Annotated in this window: 12 protein-coding genes and 1 pseudogene; 3 read left to right on the forward strand and 10 right to left on the reverse strand. The window is 41.5% G+C overall.

Going from position 1 to position 25,319, the window contains the following annotated elements; genetic code table 11:
• Window positions 1-674: 674 nt before the first annotated feature.
• Entirely contained in the window at window positions 675-1,121 is a 447-nt protein-coding gene (locus tag AAW12_RS02695) for a nuclear transport factor 2 family protein (protein ID WP_046672077.1), read from the reverse strand.
• Between the two features lie 218 nt (window positions 1,122-1,339).
• Between AAW12_RS02695 and AAW12_RS02700 the strand changes: the two genes are divergently transcribed.
• Entirely contained in the window at window positions 1,340-2,098 is a 759-nt protein-coding gene (locus AAW12_RS02700; protein WP_084823054.1) for a type 1 glutamine amidotransferase domain-containing protein, read from the forward strand.
• A 383-nt stretch (window positions 2,099-2,481) separates the two neighbouring features.
• Here AAW12_RS02700 and AAW12_RS02705 read toward each other — a convergent pair whose 3' ends face one another.
• Window positions 2,482-4,080, reverse strand: coding sequence for a hypothetical protein (locus tag AAW12_RS02705; protein ID WP_046672078.1), 1,599 nt, complete (start codon window positions 4,078-4,080; stop codon window positions 2,482-2,484).
• Window positions 4,081-4,767: 687 nt separating this feature from the next.
• Here AAW12_RS02705 and AAW12_RS02710 point away from each other — a divergent pair.
• Window positions 4,768-5,085, forward strand: coding sequence for a hypothetical protein (locus AAW12_RS02710; RefSeq protein WP_156167519.1), 318 nt, complete (start codon window positions 4,768-4,770; stop codon window positions 5,083-5,085).
• Window positions 5,086-5,308: 223 nt separating this feature from the next.
• Here AAW12_RS02710 and AAW12_RS02715 read toward each other — a convergent pair whose 3' ends face one another.
• On the reverse strand, window positions 5,309-5,755 hold the full coding sequence (locus AAW12_RS02715) for a nuclear transport factor 2 family protein (protein ID WP_084823055.1): 447 nt from the start codon (window positions 5,753-5,755) through the stop codon (window positions 5,309-5,311).
• 533 nt (window positions 5,756-6,288) lie between these two features.
• Window positions 6,289-8,817, reverse strand: coding sequence for a tetratricopeptide repeat protein (locus AAW12_RS02720; RefSeq protein WP_231585189.1), 2,529 nt, complete (start codon window positions 8,815-8,817; stop codon window positions 6,289-6,291).
• Window positions 8,818-9,811: 994 nt separating this feature from the next.
• On the opposite strand from AAW12_RS02720, the gene AAW12_RS02725 reads away from it, so the two are divergent.
• On the forward strand, window positions 9,812-13,864 hold the full coding sequence (locus tag AAW12_RS02725; protein WP_197083960.1) for a hybrid sensor histidine kinase/response regulator transcription factor: 4,053 nt from the start codon (window positions 9,812-9,814) through the stop codon (window positions 13,862-13,864).
• A gap of 72 nt (window positions 13,865-13,936) precedes the next feature.
• On the opposite strand, the gene AAW12_RS26585 is transcribed toward AAW12_RS02725, so the two are convergent.
• The 6 genes and pseudogenes from AAW12_RS26585 to AAW12_RS02750 form a co-directional block, all read right to left on the reverse strand.
• Complete coding sequence (locus AAW12_RS26585) at window positions 13,937-15,166, reverse strand: beta-galactosidase small subunit family protein (RefSeq protein WP_316933103.1); 1,230 nt, start codon at window positions 15,164-15,166, stop codon at window positions 13,937-13,939.
• Window positions 15,152-17,119, reverse strand: a pseudogene (locus AAW12_RS26590) (glycoside hydrolase family 2 TIM barrel-domain containing protein); the annotation flags it as partial. The gene AAW12_RS26585 and the pseudogene AAW12_RS26590, both read right to left, overlap by 15 nt.
• Before the next feature lie 86 nt (window positions 17,120-17,205).
• Window positions 17,206-18,960 (reverse strand): family 43 glycosylhydrolase, encoded by a 1,755-nt coding sequence (locus tag AAW12_RS02735; RefSeq protein WP_046672082.1) that lies wholly within the window; start codon window positions 18,958-18,960, stop codon window positions 17,206-17,208.
• A 156-nt stretch (window positions 18,961-19,116) separates the two neighbouring features.
• Window positions 19,117-21,114, reverse strand: a complete 1,998-nt coding sequence (locus AAW12_RS02740; protein ID WP_046672083.1) for a RagB/SusD family nutrient uptake outer membrane protein — start codon at window positions 21,112-21,114, stop codon at window positions 19,117-19,119.
• Window positions 21,115-21,125: 11 nt separating this feature from the next.
• On the reverse strand, window positions 21,126-24,326 hold the full coding sequence (locus AAW12_RS02745) for a SusC/RagA family TonB-linked outer membrane protein (RefSeq protein WP_046672084.1): 3,201 nt from the start codon (window positions 24,324-24,326) through the stop codon (window positions 21,126-21,128).
• A gap of 427 nt (window positions 24,327-24,753) precedes the next feature.
• On the reverse strand, window positions 24,754-25,200 hold the full coding sequence (locus AAW12_RS02750) for a nuclear transport factor 2 family protein (RefSeq protein ID WP_084823056.1): 447 nt from the start codon (window positions 25,198-25,200) through the stop codon (window positions 24,754-24,756).
• Window positions 25,201-25,319: the final 119 nt, after the last annotated feature.

The raw sequence follows: 25,319 nt of genomic DNA on the forward strand, positions 1-25,319 counted from the left end.
TACTGCCCCTAGTTTTCGGGATCCTTTATTTGCAACAATAAACCTATCATCCGCTAATAATCAGCCTTTGTTATAAGCATCCACCTCATTATATTGAAAATGAAAAATAATGCAAGCCAAGCAAAAGAAAACATATCCGGGTATTGTAGGACAGCATGTAGGCTATAAAGACCTGCCATCCCTATAACTATCGAAAATATCCTATCTAATGTAGTTCCCAGTCTTCTTTTTATGATATATAACGAACGCAGTAAAACTGTTGTACAGATTAGAATATAAATAACCGCCAGTAGAGCTTGAACAACTAAGTCCCACATGTTGATGAAATCAACATAATTCAGGCAAGTAAAAAATTGAAATAGAGCAAGAAATAGCACCATAAAAAAAAGGAGCGTAAGCTTTTCACCAGTTAGAGGTAAAAGCAGCAAAAGCAGTATTGTTATGATATTAATAAACGCTCTATATTTTACTAGTTTTTCCATTAAGAAACTGTGCTTTTTCATAATTGATTATTTATTATCCCAAAGCTACCCTTCTTCTAGGTTCAAAAATTTGATAAAAGGCAAAAAAGAAGACCTATCTTTTTATCATTCCTAGTTTTTACAGGCCAAAATAAAAAAGCCACATCTTCCGATATGGCTCTACAACATATATATATTTATTTGAGATGGCTTCTACTTATACGAGTTAATTGATTTGGAAACTTTCCAGTCATTGCCCACACGCTCCAAAGTAACCAGGTCAGTCTTGGTGAAGTTTTCAAATTTCAAGGTTACTTTAGCAACCATATAGTCTGCCGATTCCTCGATGATATCAGTGCTTACTGTACAGTTCAGCTTTTCGCCTTTTTGCTTTTTCAATAGTTTAACTACGGCACTACGGCTGTTAGACTGTGCATTGGTAGCTTGGATCTTTTGGCTGAAATCGTCGGCGAATAACTGCTCTACCCCTGCTGATTCTCCCTCTGTAGTTACCGCAACGTAGTGATCGAGTGCCAAGTCTGCTGTGGAAAGGTTAACGTTTGCTTTTGCCGATTTCGTTCCCGGTCCTTCAGCTGCCATTGCGAAAGTTGATACGGCGATTAGGGCTGCTGCTGCGAATGTTTTTACTAGCGTTTTCATAATTTCTTTATTTTATTGTGTTAGTTCTGTTGTTCTTATTTGTTGACTCAAAACTACAACACAATAGGTCCCTAGCCTACGGGCTTTAGACCAACGATCGGGAAAACTCGGTGAATGGCCGGAATGGGGAGGTGAATTTTAATTTTGTGATGTAGGTCACGGTAAATTACCATACAAAATCAAGAAATTTGTTCCAACAAGAAGAAAATCAAATCGATATGAAAGCAAAACAACTCTTTAGGCAAATAGGAATATTTTCGGCTTTATTAATCCTAATAGTAACGCATTGCTATGCAACAAACCGAAAACCAAAAATTCTATTCGTAGTCACTAGTCACGATACAAAAGGCAATACAGGCGAAAAAACAGGTTATTATCTCGGCGAAGTTTCGCATCCATGGGAGGTTTTAACAGCTGCTGGATATGAGATTGATTTCGTTAGCCCACAGGGCGGAAATCCACCTGTGGATGGATTTGACCTAAATGATCCCGTTAACAAAAAATTCTGGGAGAATAAATACTACCATAGTAAAATCACCCATTCACTCAAACCTTCTCAGGTAAAACCTGAAGAATATAAAGCTATCTTTTATGCCGGAGGACATGGTGCGATGTGGGATCTTCCTTTCAATTCATCAATCGCAAGGATTGCCAGCAAGATATACGAGGCAAATGGTCTTGTTGCAGCTGTATGTCATGGACCTGCAGGCTTAACCAACATCAAACTGAGCACCGGCGAATATTTGATAAAAGGGAAAAAAGTCAATGGCTTTAGCAACGAAGAGGAAGAGCTTGTCAAGCTTAGCAATGTAGTCCCCTTTTTACTAGAGGATAGGCTAAAGGCAATAGGTGGGATTTATGAAAAATCCGAACCTTGGCAGTCCCATGTTACCGTTGACGGCGGATTGATCACTGGCCAAAATCCACAATCAGCCAAGGCTGTAGGCATGGCTATCGTCAAGGCATTAGGTAAGTAAGGTATTCTCCCAAGATAACAACATTGGCTTTTTGAAAACCATGGGTCTGTTTAATAATTGCTAAACAAGAAAATACTAAGTGAAAGGGGCTGATGAGAATCAGGCCCTTTTGACGTAAAAGCCACATTTCCCGATGTGGCTTTAATGAATATATGATTCACTAGTGGTTTGTCGGCTCCCGCATTTACACTACCACTGCCGATTCTTCTTCAGCGGTTACGGCAACATATCGACTCAGAGCCAAGTATGCTGTGGAAAGGTTAACGTTAGTTTTCGCTAATTTTGAGCCTGGCCCTTCAGCTGCTATAGCGAAAATGGATACTACCTATACTATAAAAAAACCACATCCGAGGATGTGGTTTATAAGTGAGAAGTAACTATTATTAATCGTAAAGCTCGTATGTCGGCAAATATGATCTAGTAATAACGATAGGATCTTGATTGTAGCCACTCTTTGGATAAAGGGTTACCGTAACCTTCACGACAAACTTATTCGAGGTGAAGTTTGTATTCATTAAAGGAGTTTCGTAATCCTGAGTTGGATCTGTCTGTGCCGGTGGAGTTGGTCCTGAAAAAACTTGAGCATAAGCGTTTTTAAGAATTACATTCTTACCATCATCATAGGCTAAATTCTGATTAAAATTATAAATTATACCTGGACCAGAAGGTCCATTCCATTGAAGACTATTATTGAATTTTTCATAGTAAAACAAATCACTAGAAATAGTATAATTACTTATTTCAGATAAAAGATCTGGATTTATTTCGACTTGGATTGATGATGGATCGATGTCTACTGATCTAATATATTGGTCATTGGTACCTTCTAAAAACTGAGCTGTCTTAGGCATTAATACCTTAGGTGTTTTCTTTAAATTCCAAACTCCGAATCGCTTGTTAAAATACGGATACAAGGTATTATTAACGCTTGTAAAATCGGTCCCTGGTAATAACAGATTTGCTACCGGGGAAACGTTAGTTGCCTCGCTTCCAGTAATTGTACCATTTAAACTTACTGTTCCTTGAGTCTTAAATTCAAGCTTTTGGGTCGTCGAAGTATCAGCTGACTTTTTGCCTATAAAAGATCCAAATAGTAAGTTAATACCAGCTCCTACCAATTCGCTTACTCCTCCGGAAACAACGCCACTTATCGCGGAGGCCGCAAGTTTAATAATCGAAGATGCTGATGTTGAAAGTTTATCGTTAACATACTTTTTAGCGGCTGATCCAGCTGATTTAGCTGCGGAACTACGTGCATCAGCCCATGAATTTTTGGATGAAGATGTAACTATAGTTCCATTTGAATTTAGATCCAAGTCTCCAGTCAATGCTACATCCTGAATATTTTTATTATACGTGGATATGAAGAAATAAACAGGTTGAGTGACACCACTATCATAAGTAAACTCTGTGTCGAAAGCATTCCATCCCCGATTTATAGTTTTGGCAATGCTCTCGTTTGTAATATTGGAAGAAATGAAGGTGGGGTTCGAGTTTTTTTCATCCATAGCTGAAGCAAAATATCCAGCATTGTTCAACAGTGCATTATTTCCTGTCAAAGATATTCCCCACATACCATTTGATCCTGAAGTAACATTATCATTCAAAAAATAGAACGTACGCAAAATACCAGTGAATTTGTTGTACAAGATAAAATAATTTTGTCCCACTTGTCCAGGTGTTTGGCATAGGTTATAGACTAGCTCCCAACCGTCAGCCTTTTTATAGTCGTTCAAAATATAGCTAGGAATCGCGGTAATTGCACTACTATACCAAGGCAAAATTCTGGTACCTCCGCCAGGCAAAGCGATATTTGTATTCGTCTCCCAGTCAAAATATGGAGTAACTACATTGTTCACACCAGTTTGAGTTGCTTTTTTTGATAATTTAGTATTTTCCGATGGAACTAGAATAGTGTCCTTTTTGCAACTGGAAAGACACAGTAAGGAAATTAAAAGAGCTAGAGAGCTTTTGCTTTTCATAATAATACTTTTGTAAATTTGGTGTTTTAATTAAAAATAAATATAATAATACTAATATTTTTAAACCATTAAATAATCAAATTAATTTGTAATCATTTTGATACATTAATAAATAAGTAAGTCATACCCAGGAAATTAAACCAATAAATTTCCCTACACAGATCTAGCAGTGTCTTTTTGATTAGAAATCGTTTTGTCATTATATTGTTGTTTTAAATTCTTATACAAACAAACTTAGACTTCCCTCCGGTATTATCTGCGTGAAAAGTACACAAGTTAAGCGGTAGAATACAACTACCGAAAAGTGAAGTTCCGATCGCTTCAAAACAACTCAAAAAGCCACATCGCTAGACGTCTCTTCACAACTTATATATTTGTAAAGGATGGCTCTTACACCTACAGCCTACAAACTTTAGACCAACGCTCAGGAAAACTCGGTGAATGGCCGGAATTGGGAGTCGAAAATATGTAGGAATACTAAGTCTAATTTTTGAGCAGCTTTCAGTTTACTGAGTAAACTAAATATCAACTAAATAAGAGCGAATATTAGATCAACTCTAACGGATACGAATTGATCAGCCCAGTCAAATTTCTTGTGATTACTTTTAGTATTAGATAATTAAAATATGCCCAAAAAGGCATACATTATTTAACAAATAAAACTTAAAAACAATGAAAAAGTTATTGATGAGTTTGGTAGCCCTAGCTGCGCTATCAAGCGTGGCCTTCGCCGGCACTGGAGCAAAAGCCGCCAAAGAAAATGTAGATGTAAAAACAACCGCCAACATCCCGACCAAAACTATCGCCGAGGCTAAGGCTACCGGAGAGACAAAGGCAACAAATGCGAAATTGATTAGATGTGTTTACGTATTGAATGTTTACAACAGTAGCGGCGAAGTGGTAGCTACCCACACGTCGGAAACCTATGTACAAAACTCCTGCTCAGGATTCTTCGGAAGCTGCAAAATTATGTATAGGCATATGCTTGCCAATGGCGATCTGTAATTTGGGGATCACCGTTTTCTTAGATTTAAATATGCAAACATAAGCGAGGCTTAGCCTCGCTTATGTTTGTAGTCCAATAAAACTATTCACATAGGTTGCTATTCCTACTATACAAATTGGAACCTTATCGAAATTTCAAATAGCGAAACAAAAGGACATAAATCCGAAAAAGCCACATCGCTCGACCTGGCTTCACAACATATGTATTCATAAGCAATGACTCTTATTGGTAGGAATGAATTGACCTGGACACCTTCCAATTGCCATTCTCGTAAACCAATGTCACGAGGTCTGTCATGCTAAAGCTGTCAAATTTCAGTGCAATTTTTGCAATCATATAATCTCCTGATTTTTCTACGATCTTGATATTCACCTTGCAATTCAGCTTTTCTCCGTTTTGATTTTTCAACGATTTAATCACAGCACTGCGACTATACGTCAATTTGCTGTTAGCCTGTATCTTTTGATTGAAATCATCCGTAAACAACTGCTCCACTCCAGCCGATTCCCCCTTGGTGGTGACTGCAAGATAGTGATCCAATGCTAAGGCTGCCGTGGAAAGATTAATGTTTGTCTTTTCTGATTTGTCTCCCCCTCTTTCAGCTGCCATGGTGAATGTGGACAAGGCGATTAAAGCTACTGCAGTGCAATTTCTTACGAATGATTTCATGATATCTTAATTTTATTGTGTTAGTTATCGTGTTTCTACTTGTGGGTCCAAAACTTTTGTTTAATATGCATTTACCCCATGGTCTTTAGACCAGTGATCGAAGAAACTCGGTGAATTGTCATTTACCTACAAGAGATTTCGATGCGGAAGCATGCCGAAGAAATTTCGGACACATTTCGACAACCACATGCCAAACACTATACCAGTCGGCCCAAGGCGTATATTTGTGCTTTCTGGGCCTTAAAATGGCCTTTTATTAATCTTCTTTTAAAAAGTAAATGTGTGCTTGCGAACAGTTTAGAAACGTATTGTCCGCATCCGTACAATGGATAAAGCGTTAAATAGAGACCGTATCAATTATGCGCACACGGTATTTACAGAAGCAAAAAAAATGAGACGAAAAGGATAGCGAAAATAAAAAAGCCCGATAACAATCGGGCTTTTCCAAACGGCATGTACTACAATGCCATTGTTATTCGGTATAAATGGACAAACATCCTCAAATCTGTCTTACGGACAAATTCTACAACGTTTTACTTCAGTTTCTGTAAGCGCTCTTTCGCCGCGGGCACGATATCATCGTTTTTATCATAATTGTCAATCACACTTTTCAAGGTACTCTTCGCTTGGAAGGTATTGCCCTTACGCGCATAGGCATCAGCAAGCAATAGGAAGCTCTTGGCCACCCAGTATTCCTGTGCTTCCCGATTGTTGATCACATCAAAGGCTGTTTCCAGCGCTTTATCATATTCTTTGTTATCATACTGCATTAGTGCCACGCGATAGCGCGCCTCTGCGCCGACTGCCGACTGGCTCTTCAGCGCGGCCAGGTTAAATTCTTTCATGGCAGCCGCTACATTCTTATCTTTTAGCAAGGCTTTCCCACTGTACAGATGCGCTTTCGCAATTTCCTCCTCGGTTGCGCCGTTGTAATTCTTAATCAGACTTACGTACTTGGCCATTTGCTCCATATCGCCGAGTTCGAAGTAACACACCATCAGGTTCGTTACTGCGTAGCCATAGTTCTTTTTATATTCTTCGTTGAGCTCCAATTTTTTGAGGTGCACAATGGCCTCGTTGTATTCCTTGAGGTCCAGGTACAGCGCAGCCACCGTCAGCAAGGTATTTTCTGAATACTTGCTCGTCCAGTCGTTCAGGATGATATTCAGATCATGCAGTGCTTCCTGTGGATGCCCAGTACGGTACGAACTCACCCCACGGATGTAACGGGCGAATTTTTCTTGTTTGGGTTTTGGAAATTTATCGAAATACGCATTGATGGCTTCTACAGCGGCTCCGTATTCTCCCCTGGCGAATAGAGACTGTGCGGCCTGAAAAGCCATATTATCCAATTCCGCAGGACTCAGATTGCTGACATTGGTACCCACGGCATAACGGATATAGCTTGAAGCATCCCCCTGATCGAGGTAGATGTTTTCAATGAAACGCATGGCCTGCTCTGCCTCAGCAGTTCGGGTATATTTCTCCACCACCTTCTCGAAAGTCGCTTTCGCCGCTTCGGGCTCATCGTTATTGTACTGCACGAGCCCTATGGTCATTAAGGCGCGGGGAATATAACTGCTACGGGGGTACTTTTCGACCATTGCTTGCAGCCCTTCGATAGCGCGGCCATAATCACCCATCGTGAAATAAGTGTAGGGAATTTCAAAGGCCGCATCATCTGCATAGTTCGAAGATGGAAATTGTTTCAGCACTGACCGCAGCGTACTGAGCTTGGTTTCATTGTCGCCTTGTAGACCAAATAAAATACCACGCTGGAAGAAGGCATAATCCTGGTTTGGCGCTTTGCTATTAATCAGCTGGTCGTAGTACTTGTTTGCCCGACCGTAGTCGCGCAGACACAAATACGAATCACCTAGACGTGCAATAACATCATAGCGTATATTTTGATCCACCGTATTTCCTCCAGCAGCCAGAAAGCGTTCAAAATATTTGGCTGCCAACTCAAAACGGTTGTTTCGGTATGCCGCATACGCGAGCCCATAGTTGGCATAATTATAGACATCAGTATTCGGAGCGACGGGCAGGCTTAGAAACTCGGAGAAGTTTTCTACGGCTTCACCAAATTTGCGCACTTCATACATGGCTTCTGCTTTCCAATAGGTCGCAAGAGCTGCCATTTCAGCATTGACCGGAAACTTTTCAGATCGCATAAACATGGATATGCTATTTTCGAAAGCACGCTCATTATAAAACTCCAATCCTCGGTAGTAGGTTACCTTTTGATAGATCGCATTGACTTCCCGACCGCGCTCTTTTAACGATTCCAGCATACTGACACCAGCGTGGAAATTGGTCGTCCCCCGAAGAATTTCAGCGGATAATGTTTCCGCACTTTCCTTTCTTTTTGAACCCGGATCGATAGGTTTCACTTCCTGGGCGATATATTTCTCGAGGACTTTTTGCGCAGCTTGGGTGGAGTCCATTGCAAACAAGATTTTAGCATAGTTAAACAGCGCATCGGCCTTCACTTGCCGGTCCAAATCCAGCTTTGTTGCTTTGACAAAAGCATTACGTGCAGCTTGCTTGTCGCCCGTCTCCAGTGCGATATGACCTAAGGTCATGATGGCCCCCTGATAAAAGGCATCCGAAGGTTTTATGGCCTCCAACATACCGCTCGCTCTTTTGTATTCGCCGGCCCCGTAAGCTAGGTAGCTGATGCGATAATTATCGATATTGCTTTGTGACGCGTCCGAATGCCGTTGCATCAATTCGTGGTAATAGGCCTGTTTATATTTTTGCTGTGCTAAATAGGTGGCAGTGGCAATCTGGCGCAGTTCGGTCTCAATAGCATCACGGTTGATAAGCGTCATATCCGGGCTGCGGCGTACCTTAACGGCATCAGCCAGCATGGGCCGGTAATCACGTACGACATCAATGGAATCCATGGTTTGAACTTCACCAGCGCCACTTTGCACACTTTGCTGCTGTGGTTTCTCTTTCTTATCTTTCTGCTGTTTACCCACTTCCTGCGCATAGCCTGTAACCAGCAAAGCCGAAAGTGTTCCTGTAAAAAGGTATTTAAGATAGTTGTAGCTCATTCTTTTTTTCAATATCATTTTTCGTCCGTATTTCTGCGTTTTTCCAAACGTTCTTATGCCAAGGAGGCCGTGGTGTAATCTTAACCTAAACAAATAGCCAAAACTAAAGAATTCCAGCCACATTCGGTAAATCATCAGCCTGAAAACAGATGTAATATGTAATTTTACCCATACCTCTGTTTGATTTTTACGATTTAGAATAACATAAGCTATTCCAATGCTTTCTCGACAACCGAGTTGATTACAATAATGAAGCCACTTTCTATAAATCCAAGAGATAATCGCATGGGCCCTCAACGGCCAATACCGCCCACACTGGGCCTAGATATACATTTTTTCTACTTTTAAAAGCTGGTTCTTCGATCGGAATAAAGATCTGAGGCAGGAAAAAAATTGAGAACATTGATGAGGTAGATGCACGAAGAAAAGAAACTTCAAGGGTTTGCACCTGGGATATCCATTTTACATCACGATGAAACACCTCACTAAGATCTCCGACATTATTATTGGCATAAGCTTCAAAAAAACGACGCCTTTGCGTAGATGTACGGATGCTAACAATTTATAACAATAGCGTTCACATGCGTACACTATATTAAATGCTGGCTCCTGCGCTTTGAGGAAACGTATACTACAAATGAGTATACATCTTATCCTGATACGGTGAATTTACTATCAATTTGTACATTTTGCTCGCCACCGGCATCACCATATTTTAAATTGGTTGTACACTATTTCAATAGAGACACTTACTTTGGTGCCGCTCTCTTTTTGCTTTGTGAAAGCAAAAATTGGTCGTAAAACAGCTCTTTTTAAATAAACGTAAAATACACACTTATTTAAAAAACAATCGTATCTTTAACTTTATTATCTTCAAATTGACTTTTTCCGATCGTAAAAGTCCTTTGCAAGATAATTACCTATGCTAAAGAAAAATCGATAAGTTATCTGATATCGGAAATACCATACTAACATAGCTGCTAACATGCCTAGTTTGAACAGACTCCTATCTTCTCGTCAGGCCTTGATCCTGATATTCATTCTCATCCTTGTTCACACAAGCACGTTGACCGACGCGCAATTCCCCAAGGAAATGAATAAAGGTTTATCGAATAGTTCAGTAAAATCTATATTTCAGGATAGTCAGGGCTTTATGTGGTTTGGCACCTACGACGGACTAAACAGGTTCGACGGCTATGATATAAAAACCTATAGAAATCAGCTAAATAACGAAAACAGCATTCCACATAATTATATCTATTGCATAGCAGAAGACCATAATAAAAAATTATGGATAGGAACTGGTCAAGGAATTGGAATATACGACCGAAATTTTGATACCTTCACCCGTTTAAATTATATAGACCAAAAAACAAAACGGTCATACCATCTCAATGCCGACACGAAATCCATTCAAATCGACAGTGACAATAATATTTATATCGGCACAAACGGCTGGGGGCTATTTTACAAAAGTCATCAAGAAGCACATGCCATTCAAATTGCTTTTAAAGATTATAAATCAAACCTATCCACCTTATACTACCATGTATCGGCCACACATATTGACGCGACCGGCCGAATATGGGTCTTTATAGAGGGAAATGGCTTATATGTGTTCGACAAAAAAACTCAGCAGTTGAATCTTGTATCGAAGGCTATTACGAGTGCAACCTGTATGGCTAGCACAAACAGCGGTGAACTCTTTATTGGTAATTACGAGGGGCTATTTGTTTGGAAAATCAAAGACCATATGTTTTCGGCTTTGTATCCGCAGGAGCTTAAATCGAGCCAGATCAACATGCTGACGCTGGAGGGGCAAAACAAACTTTGGTTAGCCACCCAAAACAATGGGATTTTTATACTTAACCTATCTCATGGAAAAGCAGCAAACAAAAATGATCTACAGCCCGTACAATTTTCACTGAATATCAAAACCATTTATACGATTTACATAGACTCCCAACGTAAAATATGGATCGGCACCGGAAAGGGCGGCATTGAGACCATTGATAACAATAGCTATAAATTTAACTATTTACAGCAGAAACATTATGCAGGATTTAACTTAGCGCACAAATTTGTACGTTCTTTCGTTGAGTATGATAACAAGATCTGGATTGGTACCGAAGGTGATGGCCTTTATGTATGGGATAACAAGACCAATCAGGTTCAGTCTTTTCAAAAAGAACCACAGCAATTGCCAGACAATACGGTAAACCATCTTTTGACCGGAACTAACGGAGACCTATGGATCGCAACCGAAAGAGGCATAGCGCGTTACGCAAAAGGCTCGGGTTTTAAATATTATATTTGCAGGACGCCAAATGGGGTCGTAAATAACAGTGTACAGCTGCTTTATAAGGATCAGGATGAGAAAATCTGGGCAGCGACATTTTCTGAAGGAAGAGTATATACATATAATCCGACAAGCGACCAATTTGAAGTCTTCAGCGAAGACATCTATGATATCAATTGCATGATTGATGATAAACAAGGTAATATCTGGATGGGGAATTACAATGAGATCATACAGCTAAACAAGAAGACACGAAAAAGCGCCAGATATTTAATCGGAAAACCTGTTCGTGCCATTCAGCTCGGAAAAAATAACAGACTTTGGTTAGGAACAGAAGGTAAAGGGCTCTTGGCATTTGATAGCAAATCAAAAAAGATTGTCGAAAATTATTCCACAAATGAAGGTTTGAGTAACAATGCCGTACTTAATATTTTGGAAGATAAAACCGGAAAACTATGGTTAAGCACCTTTAATGGCCTTTCGAAGTTCGATCCTTCCACTAGAAAAATTGTACGATACGAGGAAACGGATGGGCTTCAAAGTAACGAGTTTTCCTATGGGGCAGCGCTTAAGCTCAAAGATGGCCATCTTCTTTTCGGAGGAAACAACGGTTTTAACATCTTTGATGCAGATAGTATCAAACTGAAAATTTATGACCCTGCATTAGCAATCACCAGCCTTAAAATTAACAATAAAAAGATGGCAGAACAGAACGACCGGGTCGATATTGGAAAAGATAATGCGATACACAAACTGACCCTCCCCTACAATCAATCCACGTTTTCGCTGGAGTTTGCCGCTTTGGAGTTTGATTCGCCACAAAAGATAAAATATAGATACCGCTTGGAAGGTTTAGACAAGCAATGGAACGATGCCGGTTCTACCCGATCGATAAATTACAATGGTCTACATGAAGGAAATTATACCCTGCTTATTCAATCGACCGACTCGGAAGGCAAATGGACGAATAAGCAGATTAAGCTCGATATTCAAATTCTCCCGCCTTGGTATAGAAGCTGGTGGGCCTACTTGCTTTACACGCTGGCTATTATCTATATGGGGCTATGGTATCTGCGCTACCGAAGGAGGCAAATCGCTTTAAATTATGAAATACAGCTTTCAAAATTCACCATCCAAAAGGAAAGAGAACTCAATGAAAAGAGGCACGCATTTTTTACCAATATATCGCATGAATTTAGAACACCGTTGACTTTAATTATAAATCCGATTAAAGATCTGCTGAAGACCAATAAAGAGTCTGAAGACAGGGCTTCCCTTCAGGTTGTACACAGGAACGCCAAAAGGCTGCTGAGCTTGGTGGACCAGCTGCTTGTATTTAGAAAAACAGAGGATGGTGCCGAACAGCTCAAAACCAGCATTTTCGACTGCCAAAGCTTTATGAAAGAAATATTTCTATATTTCGCGGCCCAGGCAAAATTACAAAAGATAGATTATCAGTTCCAGGAAGATTCCGGTCCGGTCTTTGTCAATGCGGACAAAGAAAAAATTGAGATCATCTTATGCAATCTCATATCAAATGCTTTTAAATTTACGCCTTCCGATGGCGCTATTCATATTGCTCTATCGCAACAGGGTCAGGAATTAACCATTCAGATCAAGGACTCGGGAAAGGGTATCCCCGAACATCTTGGCGATAGAATATTCGACAAATATTTTTCGGATCCATTGAATGGCCCCAAAAAACAAACGGGATTCGGGATCGGCATGTACCTGGTCAAAACTTTTGTTGAAATGCACACCGGAAAAATAAGTTATACCAGTTCAGCAACAGCGGGAACAACATTCAACCTCGTTTTGCCTATCGTGGCACAACGAATGCCGGCCGAAGAACCATTGGCAGATGTAGCGCCCCGCAACGAGTCGGGAATTCAAATGCTATACGATGCACAAGTGGTGACGGAAACCGCTCCCACATTTCCAACGGCTATATCAAGCAAAAAATTTAGTATTTTATTGGTTGACGACGACGATGCGATCCGCAGCTATCTTGCCGACATTTTTAAGGCAGAATATACAATCTATAGTGCCCATAATGGCGTTCAGGCATTAGCTATGATTAAGGGAAAACAACCTGATCTGGTCATAAGTGATATTATTATGGAAGAGATGGATGGATTGTCACTCTGCAAAGCCGTAAAATCTAATGCTACGCTCAACCATATTCAAATCATCCTGCTTACCTCAAGTACCTCTGACAGTACGAAGTTAGCCGGAATTCAATATGGTGCCGATGATTATATCCACAAGCCATTTGATTCGGAGATATTGTCGCTTCGGGTCAAAACATTACTTCAAAACAAAAAGAACCTTCAGGACTTTTTCCTTAACGCGATTACATTACAGTCCAATGAGCTAAAAATACCAATCACAGACAAGCTATTCATAGAACGGTGCATTGAAATTATTGAAGAGAACCTACTGGAAGAATTGACCGTTATAAGCCTTGCCGAAAAAACGGGAATGAGTCATTCTTCACTCTATAAAAAAATTAAAACGATTTCAGGCAAATCGATCAATGAATTTATCAGGTCGGTACGACTCAAAAAGGCTGCAGAAATGCTTATATTGACAGATTCGAAAATTAATGAAGTAGCTAACTTAACAGGTTTTTACGATCAGCGCTACTTTAGACAGCAGTTCAGCAAATTGTTTGGCCATACACCATCCGACTATGTCAAAAAGTACCGAAAAGCATTTCAGAATGAATTCCATGTCGATCGGCACTAGGCTGCATTGCCAACAAATAAAATAAGCCCTGTACAACAACTACAAACGCTTTCGCTGTACAGGACGCTATAATTATTCGACTGGTTTTATGACAAAAGAGAATGAATAATCTCTGTACGGCAATGTATATTCGTGAAGCGGCCATGCTCCCCAGCTATTGATTCCCCCTACGCCCATTTGTCTGAGGTCAATATTAACTTGCGTTTGTTTCCTTTTGACAAGGTCAGCTGCATGGCGTTGTTGTCGCTTGGGACCATCGTCCAAATCCTTGTCAAAATAATGCAAAGCACTTATACTGAAAGTGGAATCTGCCGTAAAAAACAATCCCTGACCTTGCTTATTTCTTACTTCCATCCACCTGACATCGGTCTTATTACCTGTCTCCTGTGGCATTACATAAGGAAAATACTGTTTATCGACGGTCTGTTTATAAATTCCGACATGCGATGCAAAATTACGGTCGATGTAGTTCTCCTGTGGTCCCCTACCGTAGTAATTAATGGCCTCAAAGCCAGCAGGCATGATCCATTGCATGCCGAAACGTGGCAGAACAGCAACCTTTTTTGTGGTGTCAGCCGTGAATGATTGAGAAATGCGCATTTCACCCCGTTGATTAATGCAGTATTCCATTGCTAACTGTCCATATACCTGAGGCATTTTGTAGGCCGCATAGACATAGACCAGGCTATCGATTAATTCGGATCTAATTTCAAGTAATTCAATAGAATCCGTAACCTGTTTCCAAGATTTCAGTTTTTCAGGCGTATTTGCACCGAAATCGTTATCATTCGGCGCACGCCAATAATTAGTCTTAAATAAAGCATGCTCATCCATTAAATCCCGTCCTTTGTAATGATATCTGGTCAGCCATCCTGATTTAAGGTCAAACTCCATCTGCAGCTGCTTTGCCGAGATAATCAGATTTCCATCTTTTCGCTCAGTCTTGATTTTCCCCTGCGCCACAATGGTTGTCTTAGGTTGAAAAACACCGCCTAAAGACAACTGTTCGGTTGCAATAATATGACCCATAGGAAGTAGGGGTTCGGCTTTTTTTAATCGATAAGTCAGATTCAGAAATTTCTCCCCACGTGCATCTGTTTGATAAGGGATAGACAGCACACCAGATTGTTGCGGCAACACATTCAAGTGACTGATTAAACCAGATTGGGCTTTCTTTCCGTTAACAATAAGCTCCCATTGAAGTTCAACATTGTCAAGTCCAGTAAAAAAACGTTCATTGTAAACCTGTATCTTTTTCTCGTTCATTAGGCTGCTATGGATATCTTGATATACTTTCTTCATTTCCCAGGCATGCGGATAGGGTGTCCTATTAGCATAAAAAATGCCTTTGGAAGCATAATTCCAGTCCGTTATGGCTTCCTTAGGCTCATAGTCTCCACCATAGGTATAAACCGTATCGCCTTTAGCGTTGATTTTAATAAAACATTGGTCCACAAAATCCCAGATATATCCACCTTGGAATATTCCTTTATTTGCCCGAATGATGTCCCAATAATCCTTAAAGTTTCCCAATGAATTTCCCATGGCATGGGCATACTCACATTGAATAAAGGGCCTTTCGGGCTTAGGGTTGCGCGCTGCATAATTTTTCATCGCAGATGGACTTGCATACATGGGAACAATGAGATCAGTATTCCAGTCAAATCGTAATTCGCCATAATTATTCACAGCCCTTTCGTATTGTACAGGGCGACTTTTATCGAGCTCTTTCATCCGGAGGTAGGCCCGATAGAAATTGTAGCCATTTCCGGCTTCGTTGCCCATGCTCCAAATAATTACACTGGGATGATTTCGGTCGCGCTGAATAAGACGTTCAACACGGGCAACATGTGCCTTTTCCCAGGTCGGCCTATTGGCCATCGTATAAGACAGATCATAGCCCATGCCATGAGATTCGATATTAGCCTCATCAATCACATACAATCCATATTGATCACAGAGTTGCAACCAATATTCGGCATTGGGATAGTGGCTGGTACGGACAGCATTGATATTGAATTTTTTCATGAGCTATACATCACGCAACATATTTTCTTTGGAGATCACATGCCCTGTTACAGGATCTGTTTCGTGCCTGTTTATTCCCTTGATAAGTATAGGCTGTCCATTCACGTTCAACTGACCTTCTTTGATCTCAACCCGACGGAAGCCCACTTGCTGGGGAACGATCTCGCTGAGTTTGCCCTCGCGGTCTATTAGCTTAACAGTCACCCGGTATAAATTTGGCATTTCGGCCGACCATAGTGCAGGACGCTCTATGGTCTGTGCAATATCCATCTCTTGTCCCGAGACTTTAACAGTTTTAACTGACACAAGCCGACCATTTCTATGTAATGAAACCTCTGCTTCTAACTCCTCTTGGCTGCTCTGGTTAAAAATCAGCTTAGTATTTAACTGTCCTTCATCAAAAGAATCGTTGAGGGTGGGCGACAACTGAATATCACGTAGATATATCGGTTGCCGTACCAGCAGATAACAGTCTCGTGTGATTCCACTGAGGCGCCACATGTCCTGATCCTCCAAATAATTTGCGACTCCCCAACGCATGACGCGCATTGCGATTAAATTTTTTCCTTTTCTCAAATATGTTGTTACATCAAACTCGGAAGGTAATTTGCTATCCTCCCCATACCCCACATATTGACCATTTACCCAAACAGATAGATTTGATTTGGCAGCCCCAATATGGAGGATAATAGGTTTGCCCTGCCAATCCTCAGGAATGACTACCTCTCGGCGGTACACCGCCGTGGGGTTGAACTCCATCGGTACAATCGGTGGATTCGGTTTTCCGATCAAATAAGTGAATTCAAATCCTGAGGTCGTATACATCGGAAAACCATATCCATGGAGTTCCCAGTTTGCAGGCACCTGAAAATTAGCCCAAAGATGATCATCATAAGTCAACGATTCAAAATTGGCCGGTAATTTTGACGGACTATCTGCCCATTTAAATCTCCAGGGACCATTCAAACTTAAATAAGCGGAAGATTCACGCCAATCGCTATTGACGATCTGAGACGTATTCGGAAAGGTCACAAAATCGGTATGCATGGGCAGCCGGTTTTCTTCGGTTATCGTTTCATCCAACCAAGGGATTCCTTTTCGGACAAGAGTATCTAGCTGTTGCATTTTACGCGGTCCATGTGTCAAGGTAACACTGGACTGCGCATGTCCAAAAGTGAATATCAAACTATAGAGTAGAATAAGCACTAATTTATTCACAAACTGCATGTTTTATTATTTAGCGATTAATAAATCAATTCAAAAAAGAGTGATTTGTTTCATAGATCTAGGTTAAATACGGCCATACGGCCGCCCTAGTAAAATACACTTAAATCCCACTGATCCTTCCAATTTATCTGTACTTTTTCATTTTGGAGATCTACCGGTAGCCAGATATATCTGCTATCCATAAGATCTTTGGGGTTCCAGCGGTCGGCCATAAAGATAAAGGCATCTGTTTTTCCTGCGACAGGGAGAATAAATGTGGATTGACCGCCATAAGTCAAAGCCGAATTTGGCCCTTGCATTGGATCACCAAGGGATTTCCAGGGGCCAAAAAGACTCTTAGCGACATGGAGCTCTGCACGATTTGGAGCCCAGCCGGTGCATCCGCTAGTGATCAGATAATACTGATCTTTATGCTTGAATAAAGCTGGGGCTTCCCGATGATTCCGGAAGAGTAAGGAATCTTTCGCTGTTACATGCAGGTAATCATCGGTTAATTGAACCAGGCGTAAGGCATAGTTTTCGTCCGATGAATAGATTTGGTAAGCCTTGCCATCGGTGTCTACAAATAAACCCATATCGCGTGACATATTGTTATTTGGCCGGAAGCTGTGGACAAACTGAAAAGGCCCAAATGGAGAGTCACTGGTAGCAACGGCGGCCCTAGCTGCTGCATAACCCTGTCCCTTCAACTCGAGGTGGAACCACATGACATATTTCTTCAGCTGCTCATGATAGATAACCTTTGGCCGTTCCATAATACAGCCCCAGGCAATATCGCTTGTAGAATCTGCGCTAGGTGTGAGGGCCAACCCTTCAAACTTCCAGTTATACAAATCATTGGATGAGTACACATTGACGCCCTGTGATGCCGTTCCGCCACGTTTCTCACCGTACCAATAATATTTCCCATTTTGATGAAGTACGCCGCCGCCATGGGCATTGACCAGATGACCGGATTGGTCTTTCCATATTTCCCCTGGCGTAAAACTATTCATTTCAGCACGTTCTATTTTTTGATAGACCCGGACATAATCAATTTCATATTTAGCGGGAAGTAATTTATCAGCTATCGTGCCACCGTTTGTTCCACCGAGGGCCAAATTTAACAGGAGATAATGTGGTTGGGTAAATGGATTGAATCCTGTACCGTCCCGATTGACCAATTGATCTATAGGGACGTGGAGCATTTCGATATCATCCACATAAAGCGTAATGGCATCTTCATCCCAAACCATGCGCCAAATATGGAATTGATCTGCCCAAGCCTTTCCGCCAAGATCTTTGACTGCTTTTGTCTTACCGAACCAATGTGCTTTCCACCGTTGGTCAGTGCCAGTTGCGATATTGGCTAATATATTGCCGCGATAATATTCCATGATATCTATTTCACCATTGGATGGCCATTCCTTGCTCGTGCCTAAAGTCCAGAATGCGGGCCAAAGGCCCTCTCCAACAGGGATCCGCGCGCGGATTTCAAAAATCCCGTATTTCCAGTGCTGCTTTCCTAAAGTATTTATCGAAGCAGAAGTATAGGTTATCTTTTTACGGCTGGCAATCCAATCAGAGCTGCCCTGAATAAAACCGGGATGATTACGTTGTTCTTTTTTTGCTTCAATAACCAACATGCCGTCACGACAGGAAGCATTTTCCTTTTGATACCATTGTTCCTCCCGGTTACGCTTGAAACCTTCTTCGAAACGCCATTTAGTGGTGTCGGGCGCACCATTATAATCAAATTCATCCGACCAGACCAATTTATACTGCGGTGGGATGGGCGGTTGACTATAGGCGATAAAACAACTTGACAGCAAACTAAGACAGACAGATAAAAGTTTTTTCATGATTTAGTTTAAGTTTCTCTGAGCTAACAGCTCGTGATGATCAGTAAACAAAAATATCCCCCTTTTCCTACGTAGTCAAGGGGGATATTGAGTCAAAAAGAGGGATATATTCGTATTTGTGTAATAATGAGATGACACATATCCCTTTTTATATTTCTACAAACCGGTTGGGGCAGTTCCACTGATCAGTGACCATCCTGGATTCTGATAAATAACAGAATTTTCTGCTGTACCATCATCCGAAGCCAACTGGAAATGCTCGATGGCAATAGGTGCAAGATAATGCGCCATGGCAAATTTCACCCCAGTATAAGACAGGGCATTGCTTCGGACCTCCAATGGTCTGAGGTATTCACTCCGTGCAGGATCTGAAACGACAGATTTATCATTGGTAGCGCCATAAATCAGCTGTTCGGGTTTGTACCAATCTTTCATCGGCCCCCAGAGTTTAAAACCTTCAAAATGGTCTGCTGTTGTAGTCAGCTGGTCCATTGCACGCCAGCGCTTGAGATCCATCCAACGCAGGCCTTCCGCCATGAGTTCGCTTCTGCGTTCGCGACGTATATTGTACAGTGTAGGTGATACAAACTGTCCTGCAGAATACGCGCCCCAATCTTTCTTCTCTTTATCCATTTGTGTTGCAGCGATGGTTGCATTGAAATCTTGATCGACCTTAGCACGCGCACGCAATGCACGCCAATAGGCCTGTGCCTTCGTATCTAAATTTTGATTCTTTTCGTAACAGGCTTCCATATAATTGAGGTAAGCTTCGGTAGCTCGGAAGGTAATACTGCCCGTAAATCCCTGTCCGTTTAGCGTTTGTAAACCGTCGTATGAAATACCTTTACGTATGGTATACCCCGTTGTATAACGTCTTTCCCAATCGGTATCGTAAACAGTCGGTGTGGGCTCAATAAGGGTATAGTGTGTACCTTGTCCGATATTGACCAATACATTCTTTTGGCCGGGTTCTTTTAAAAACAATTGTAAACGACCATCGCGATTTTTCCGGACATCTGCGATGTAATCATCACCAGCATAACCGCTGCCCGCAGCGTAAATAGGCAGTCCATTGGACATCAGGAAACTTTCCACAAGACTGCGCGTCAATCCAACAGCATAATTGCCACGCTGTGCATATACCGGCACATTGTGTGTCACCAAGCTCTGGTTGTATTGTCGCCACAAAAGCACTTCGCCATAGCTGGACATATCCACGGCACCAAACATACTAAAGTAAGGATTCTCATTGTTGGCAGATTCAATTATTCCGGTATTGCTCACCAGCGGCACATTGTCAGCAACCGCAGCTGCCGATTCCATGGCCTGCGTTAAAAAGTAGTCGATCTCTCCGGCAATACTTCCCGTCGGAAATGCATAATTGCTATTGTATGATTTTGCCGCCCCAGGCCATCCTGGTCCTTTAGGGACGAATGCTGTTCCACTGAAGTATTTGAGCCAGGTGCCTTCGTACAAGGCCACGCGGGACTTGAACAGCTGGGCGACATTTTTTGAGATCCGCTGCTTCTTGCCGTCGGGAGAACTTTGGTTCAGCAAGGTAATGGCCGAATCCAAGTCTGAAAGTATAAAACGAGCAACTTCATTTCTTGGTGAACGCTTGCTCGCTTCCACTAAAATATTCTTGTCTTTATCCGACATCACATTGCGAATAATAGGAAAATCGCCCAAGGCCTGCAATTTCCCGAAGTAAACATAAGCCCGTAAAAAATAGGCTTCACCGATATAATGTGCTATGTTATTGGTATTTCCGAGAACACGATTTTCCTTCCATTTGGGAACCACCGTATTGATAAAATAATTCATCTGATAAATACTTGAAAAATCCCAGTCACCGCCGTTCGATCCAACGCGCCATTGGCCTGGAATAAACTTGTTATCGAGTGTTGGAATAGCCATATTGTCTGTGTTTCCGTCGATGCCGAACGTGCCAAAGGACCAATTGCCATGCGAAGGAAATAGTCCCGCATATTGATTTACGGTATAAGCAGCAAGTTGTGACTCCTCATCCAAATAAGCTTCAGGTATGATGGACGAAGGGGGTGCAATATCCAAATATTTATTGCAGGAAGCTAGGCCTACCAAAGCGACAAGGCCCAATTGCATCAATCTAAAAATAGTAGTATTGAATTTCATAATGAATCGACTTAAAATGTAACACTTAAACCTGCAGACCAGACTTTAGTCAATGGATAAACCGTTCCATTGCTTCCGCCATCAATAGTTTCGGGATCAAACATTCCCGCTACACTTGAGCCGGTCCAGATATTTTCTCCGGAAACGTATACGCGTAGACGCTCCACACCAAAACGTTTGGTTGTTTCTTTCGGTAAGGTATAGCCTAGCTGAATATTTTTTATGCGGATATAGGCTGCATTTTGCAAAAAGCGCGTCTGCGTCTGTTGATTTTTAGCAGTACCAAAAACAGGACGTGCGTAATATGCTTCCAGATTTTCGCCCAATGAATTGTCTGCGGTACGGAAATAATCAAGATGATCGACCAAGCCCGTTGACCACCATTTTGAAGTCGCTCCCCAAAAATAATAGCCACCTTGCCAATAGTCGCGTTTCATGACACCTTGCATGAAAATACTAAAGTCAAAATTTTTGTAATCCGCATTCAGATTCAATCCAAAGGAGTAACGCGGCGTACTGTTTCCAATCACACGACGATCACCAGGATCGGCCTGCGTATTGCTTCCTCCATCTATTTTTCCGTCGCCATTCAAATCCGCATACATGATATCGCCTGCCCCCCATTGTGTTCCCAATGCATTTTGTCCACCATTGGGCAAGCTCGCCAGATGTTGACTCATCTGTTCCTCTGTCTTTGCGATACCAAGGGTTTGATATCCCCATATTTCACCCAACTTTTGGCCTTCCCGATAGTTTGATAATGACCCTATTGCGTTTGGATAGCGTGTTACTGTTGTGGTATAATCCGACAGGAGAAACTTTGCTCCATATGCAAAACCATTGGCTGTACGGTCATTCCAGCCCAGTGTAGCTTCAAACCCTCTTGTTTTTAAGTCGGTATTATTTGTTTGAGGAACTGTCGTCCCTAATGTATTAGGCAACTGTGGCGCTGGCCCCACCATATTAAATGTCTTTCGTTCGAAGACCTCAAAAGAACCAGAAAGTCGGCTATTTAAAAAGGCAAAATCGACGCCTAAGTTTTTGGTATTGATGGATTCCCAGGTCAATAAGGCACTTACTAAGCCTGGAGCCGAAGCAGAATTTGGTCGAGCATTATTAATTAGCCAAGCGCCATTGGCTGTACCCGTTGGTTGCGTGACATAAGTCGGATACCAGACATCGGTATTTTGATTGCCCAGCTCTCCGTAGGAAGCTCTTAATTTCAGCATATTAATAAATGGTGCCGAATCTTTAAGGAAGTTTTCTTTGGCGATGTTCCATCCTGCAGAAACTGAAGGAAACCAGCCCCAGCGGCTGTCGCTGCGGAAGCGTGATGAACCGTCATAACGCAAATTAGCTTCCAATAGATATTTTTCTGCATAATTGTAATTCAATCGGCCGAAGAAACCCGCTGTTGCCCATTTTTGATATTCACCAGATACAGAAGGCACTACTGCTTTTCCATTGATGTCGGTGCCGGAGGTCAGATTTAATACCGGTTGATCCGGGATAATGATTCCGTCGCGTTGCACACCAAGATTGCGATAGGCCGTATGTTCAATCTGACCACCAACCATAACTTTAACATGATGATCACCCCAGCTCTTATCGTAATCGGAAAAGATGTTAATGTTATAGTAGTTTTCCTTTAAACCAAATTCGTAGACATTGGATGAGTTTTTATACAAATACGGATCACCATTCACGTCATGGTTGTAAAGGCGCTGCGAGTCCCAATGACGAAATTGAGTTGTGGTCCTATAGTTAAAATTACCAGTTGTACGCCACCCTTTAATGGGTTCGAGGATGAGTTGTAACTGTTGGTAAATGTAGTCCTTACTTGATTTATCCTGTCCGCCTTCTTTCATGGCAAGTGCAGGTGAGGGCGAACTGAACAGGTAGCCATTTGGATCATACAGAGGTAGCGTTGGCCAACCCTGTCTGCCTAAATCGTCATAAAAACTATTGGTCAATGCAGCAGGACGGTCGTAGTCTTCACGCACCAATCGTGCATTGTAATTTACCTGAAAGATGTCAGATACTTTAGAATTGATTTTAGCAGCGACAGCGTAACGGTCGTAATGGTCCGTATTGAAGGCCATCAACCCTTGTTGTTTCATGATATTGCCTGAAAGGTAATAAGTTGTTTTTTCGGTTCCACCATTGAGGCTTAGGTTGTGCTCGTGAGCAAAAGCCTGATCCCGATACATGACATCGAACCAATCGTTGTTGTCGTTACCATAGGCATATCCTTCAGCCCAGTACAATTTATTGTTTGGATCGACTATAGTCGAATTTTTCAGGCTTCCGTTTTGATAATCCAAAATACGCTGCAGATGCTCTGCGGAGAAATGTGGTGAACCACCTGCGTTGACTTCGGCCTGATTAAAGTATTGTGCAAACGTATAAGAATCCATCATCTTGGGCATTAATGTTGGAGCATTCATACGAAAGCTATTATTATAATTTACCGAAGTTCTTCCGGCTTTTCCAGCTTTTGTGGTGACCAAGATAACCCCAAAAGCCGCTCGAGAGCCATAGATCGAAGCAGCACCAGCATCTTTCAAGACGGAAACACTTTCGATATCCTGTGGATTTAATGCCGCCAAAGATCCTTCAGAACCATCGATTAAAATCAGTGGTGCCGAAGAAGAGGTTCCGATGGTGCCCGTCCCCCGGATATTAATGGATGGATTGGTTTCCATCGTTCCCGAGTTTTGGGAAATATTTAGGCCTGGTGCCAGTCCTTGCAGTGCCTGGATAGCATTTCTTACCGGCCTATTTTCTAGTTGCTTGGCATCCACCACTGCAACCGAACCGGTCAAGTTTGTTTTTTTCTGCGAACCGAAACCAACCACCACAACTTCATCCAAAACATCTCCTTCGGAAGCATCAAGTTGCACGTTAAGCTCGTAGTTTCCTTGGCCGATCTGTTTGAGCTGGCTAAATTCAAAGCGCTGCTTCGCATAGCCTAGGAAGGTAAATTCTACTGCTGTAACTGAGGGTGCACTTAGCGTATATTTCCCCTGTGTATCTGTCTGGGCCTGTATTTTGGAACCGATATTTTTAACGGTCACTCCAGCCAGTGGCCTATTATTTTCGGTAACCTGGCCCCGTACAGTTATTGACTGCGCATAAGTCTGCTGTAAGCTTAAAAGTAAAAAGCAGATACAACAAAGCCAGCACGGTGTGAATACTATTTTTCTTTTCATAAGTAAAACTGTTTAGTAATTAAAATATTTTGAGGAAGCGTAGTATGGCAATATGAAGTAGCATTATTGCGTTTCATTGGGAAGTCAAGGATCAAACAATCCACTTTTGATTGATAAATTCATCATAATTAAACTTGGTTATTTAGCTGTTTTTGAGTTTTAGCCAGCTGACTTTCCCTACACCTATTTTTTATATGATTTGGAGCGGGTATTCATCTAATCAGGCAAACACTCTTGGTTATTTAACATTGTCAACACTATAAAATGTCGTATTGACACTTGCAATATTATCAAAAACGTTACAACGGAAGGGGGGTAAAATCTTCTTATTTTAAGGGGCAAATTCGTCAAATCATGCTTTTTGGCCAAAAAAAAGCCGCATCTCCCGACGCGGCTAAACAACCTATATATTTAGTTACAATGATTTCTATTTATAGGAATTGATGGATTTGGAGACTTTCCAATCTTTACCTTCACGCACCAGGGTAACAAGATCGGTCTTGGTAAAATTTTCAAATTTCATCGTTACCCTGGCCACCATATAATCTGTAGCCTGTTCAAGTACATGTGTGCTAACCGTACAATTCAGCTGGATATTCTTTTGTTTTTTCAAGGATTTAACCACTTCATAGCGGCTATATGACTTCAAAGTACCTGTTTGGACCTTTAGATTAAAGTCTTCAGCAAACAACTGTTCTACTCCAGCTGATTCACCTGCAGTGATTACGGCGACATAGTGCTCCAGAGCAAAGTCTGCGGTCGATAGGTTAATGCTGACTGGGCTCGATTTTGAACCCGGTCCTTCAGCTGCCATAGCAAATGTTGACACTGCTAGTAGAGCTGCTACTGTGAATGTTTTTACGAGAGTTTTCATACTATCTTTTTTATCGTGTTATTTTTTCTCTTACTTATCTATTGACTTAAAAATACCGCTCCAGCTGCTCACGGACTTTAAATCAACAATCCGTGAATGACTGAAATGAAAATTGAACT

Source organism: Sphingobacterium sp. Ag1 (assembly GCF_000988325.1).
Classification (GTDB): domain Bacteria; phylum Bacteroidota; class Bacteroidia; order Sphingobacteriales; family Sphingobacteriaceae; genus Sphingobacterium.

Bases quoted from the DNA above. Each gene is read 5' to 3' on its own strand.
- AAW12_RS02695 (WP_046672077.1), bottom strand. From the start codon at position 1,121: ATGAAAACGCTAGTAAAAACATTCGCAGCAGCAGCCCTAATCGCCGTA.
- AAW12_RS02700 (WP_084823054.1), top strand. From the start codon at position 1,340: ATGAAAGCAAAACAACTCTTTAGGCAAATAGGAATATTTTCGGCTTTA.
- AAW12_RS02705 (WP_046672078.1), bottom strand. From the start codon at position 4,080: ATGAAAAGCAAAAGCTCTCTAGCTCTTTTAATTTCCTTACTGTGTCTT.
- AAW12_RS02710 (WP_156167519.1), top strand. From the start codon at position 4,768: ATGAGTTTGGTAGCCCTAGCTGCGCTATCAAGCGTGGCCTTCGCCGGC.
- AAW12_RS02715 (WP_084823055.1), bottom strand. From the start codon at position 5,755: ATGAAATCATTCGTAAGAAATTGCACTGCAGTAGCTTTAATCGCCTTG.
- AAW12_RS02720 (WP_231585189.1), bottom strand. From the start codon at position 8,817: ATGAGCTACAACTATCTTAAATACCTTTTTACAGGAACACTTTCGGCT.
- AAW12_RS26585 (WP_316933103.1), bottom strand. From the start codon at position 15,166: ATGAAGAAAGTATATCAAGATATCCATAGCAGCCTAATGAACGAGAAA.
- AAW12_RS02735 (WP_046672082.1), bottom strand. From the start codon at position 18,960: ATGAAAAAACTTTTATCTGTCTGTCTTAGTTTGCTGTCAAGTTGTTTT.
- AAW12_RS02740 (WP_046672083.1), bottom strand. From the start codon at position 21,114: ATGAAATTCAATACTACTATTTTTAGATTGATGCAATTGGGCCTTGTC.
- AAW12_RS02745 (WP_046672084.1), bottom strand. From the start codon at position 24,326: ATGAAAAGAAAAATAGTATTCACACCGTGCTGGCTTTGTTGTATCTGC.
- AAW12_RS02750 (WP_084823056.1), bottom strand. From the start codon at position 25,200: ATGAAAACTCTCGTAAAAACATTCACAGTAGCAGCTCTACTAGCAGTG.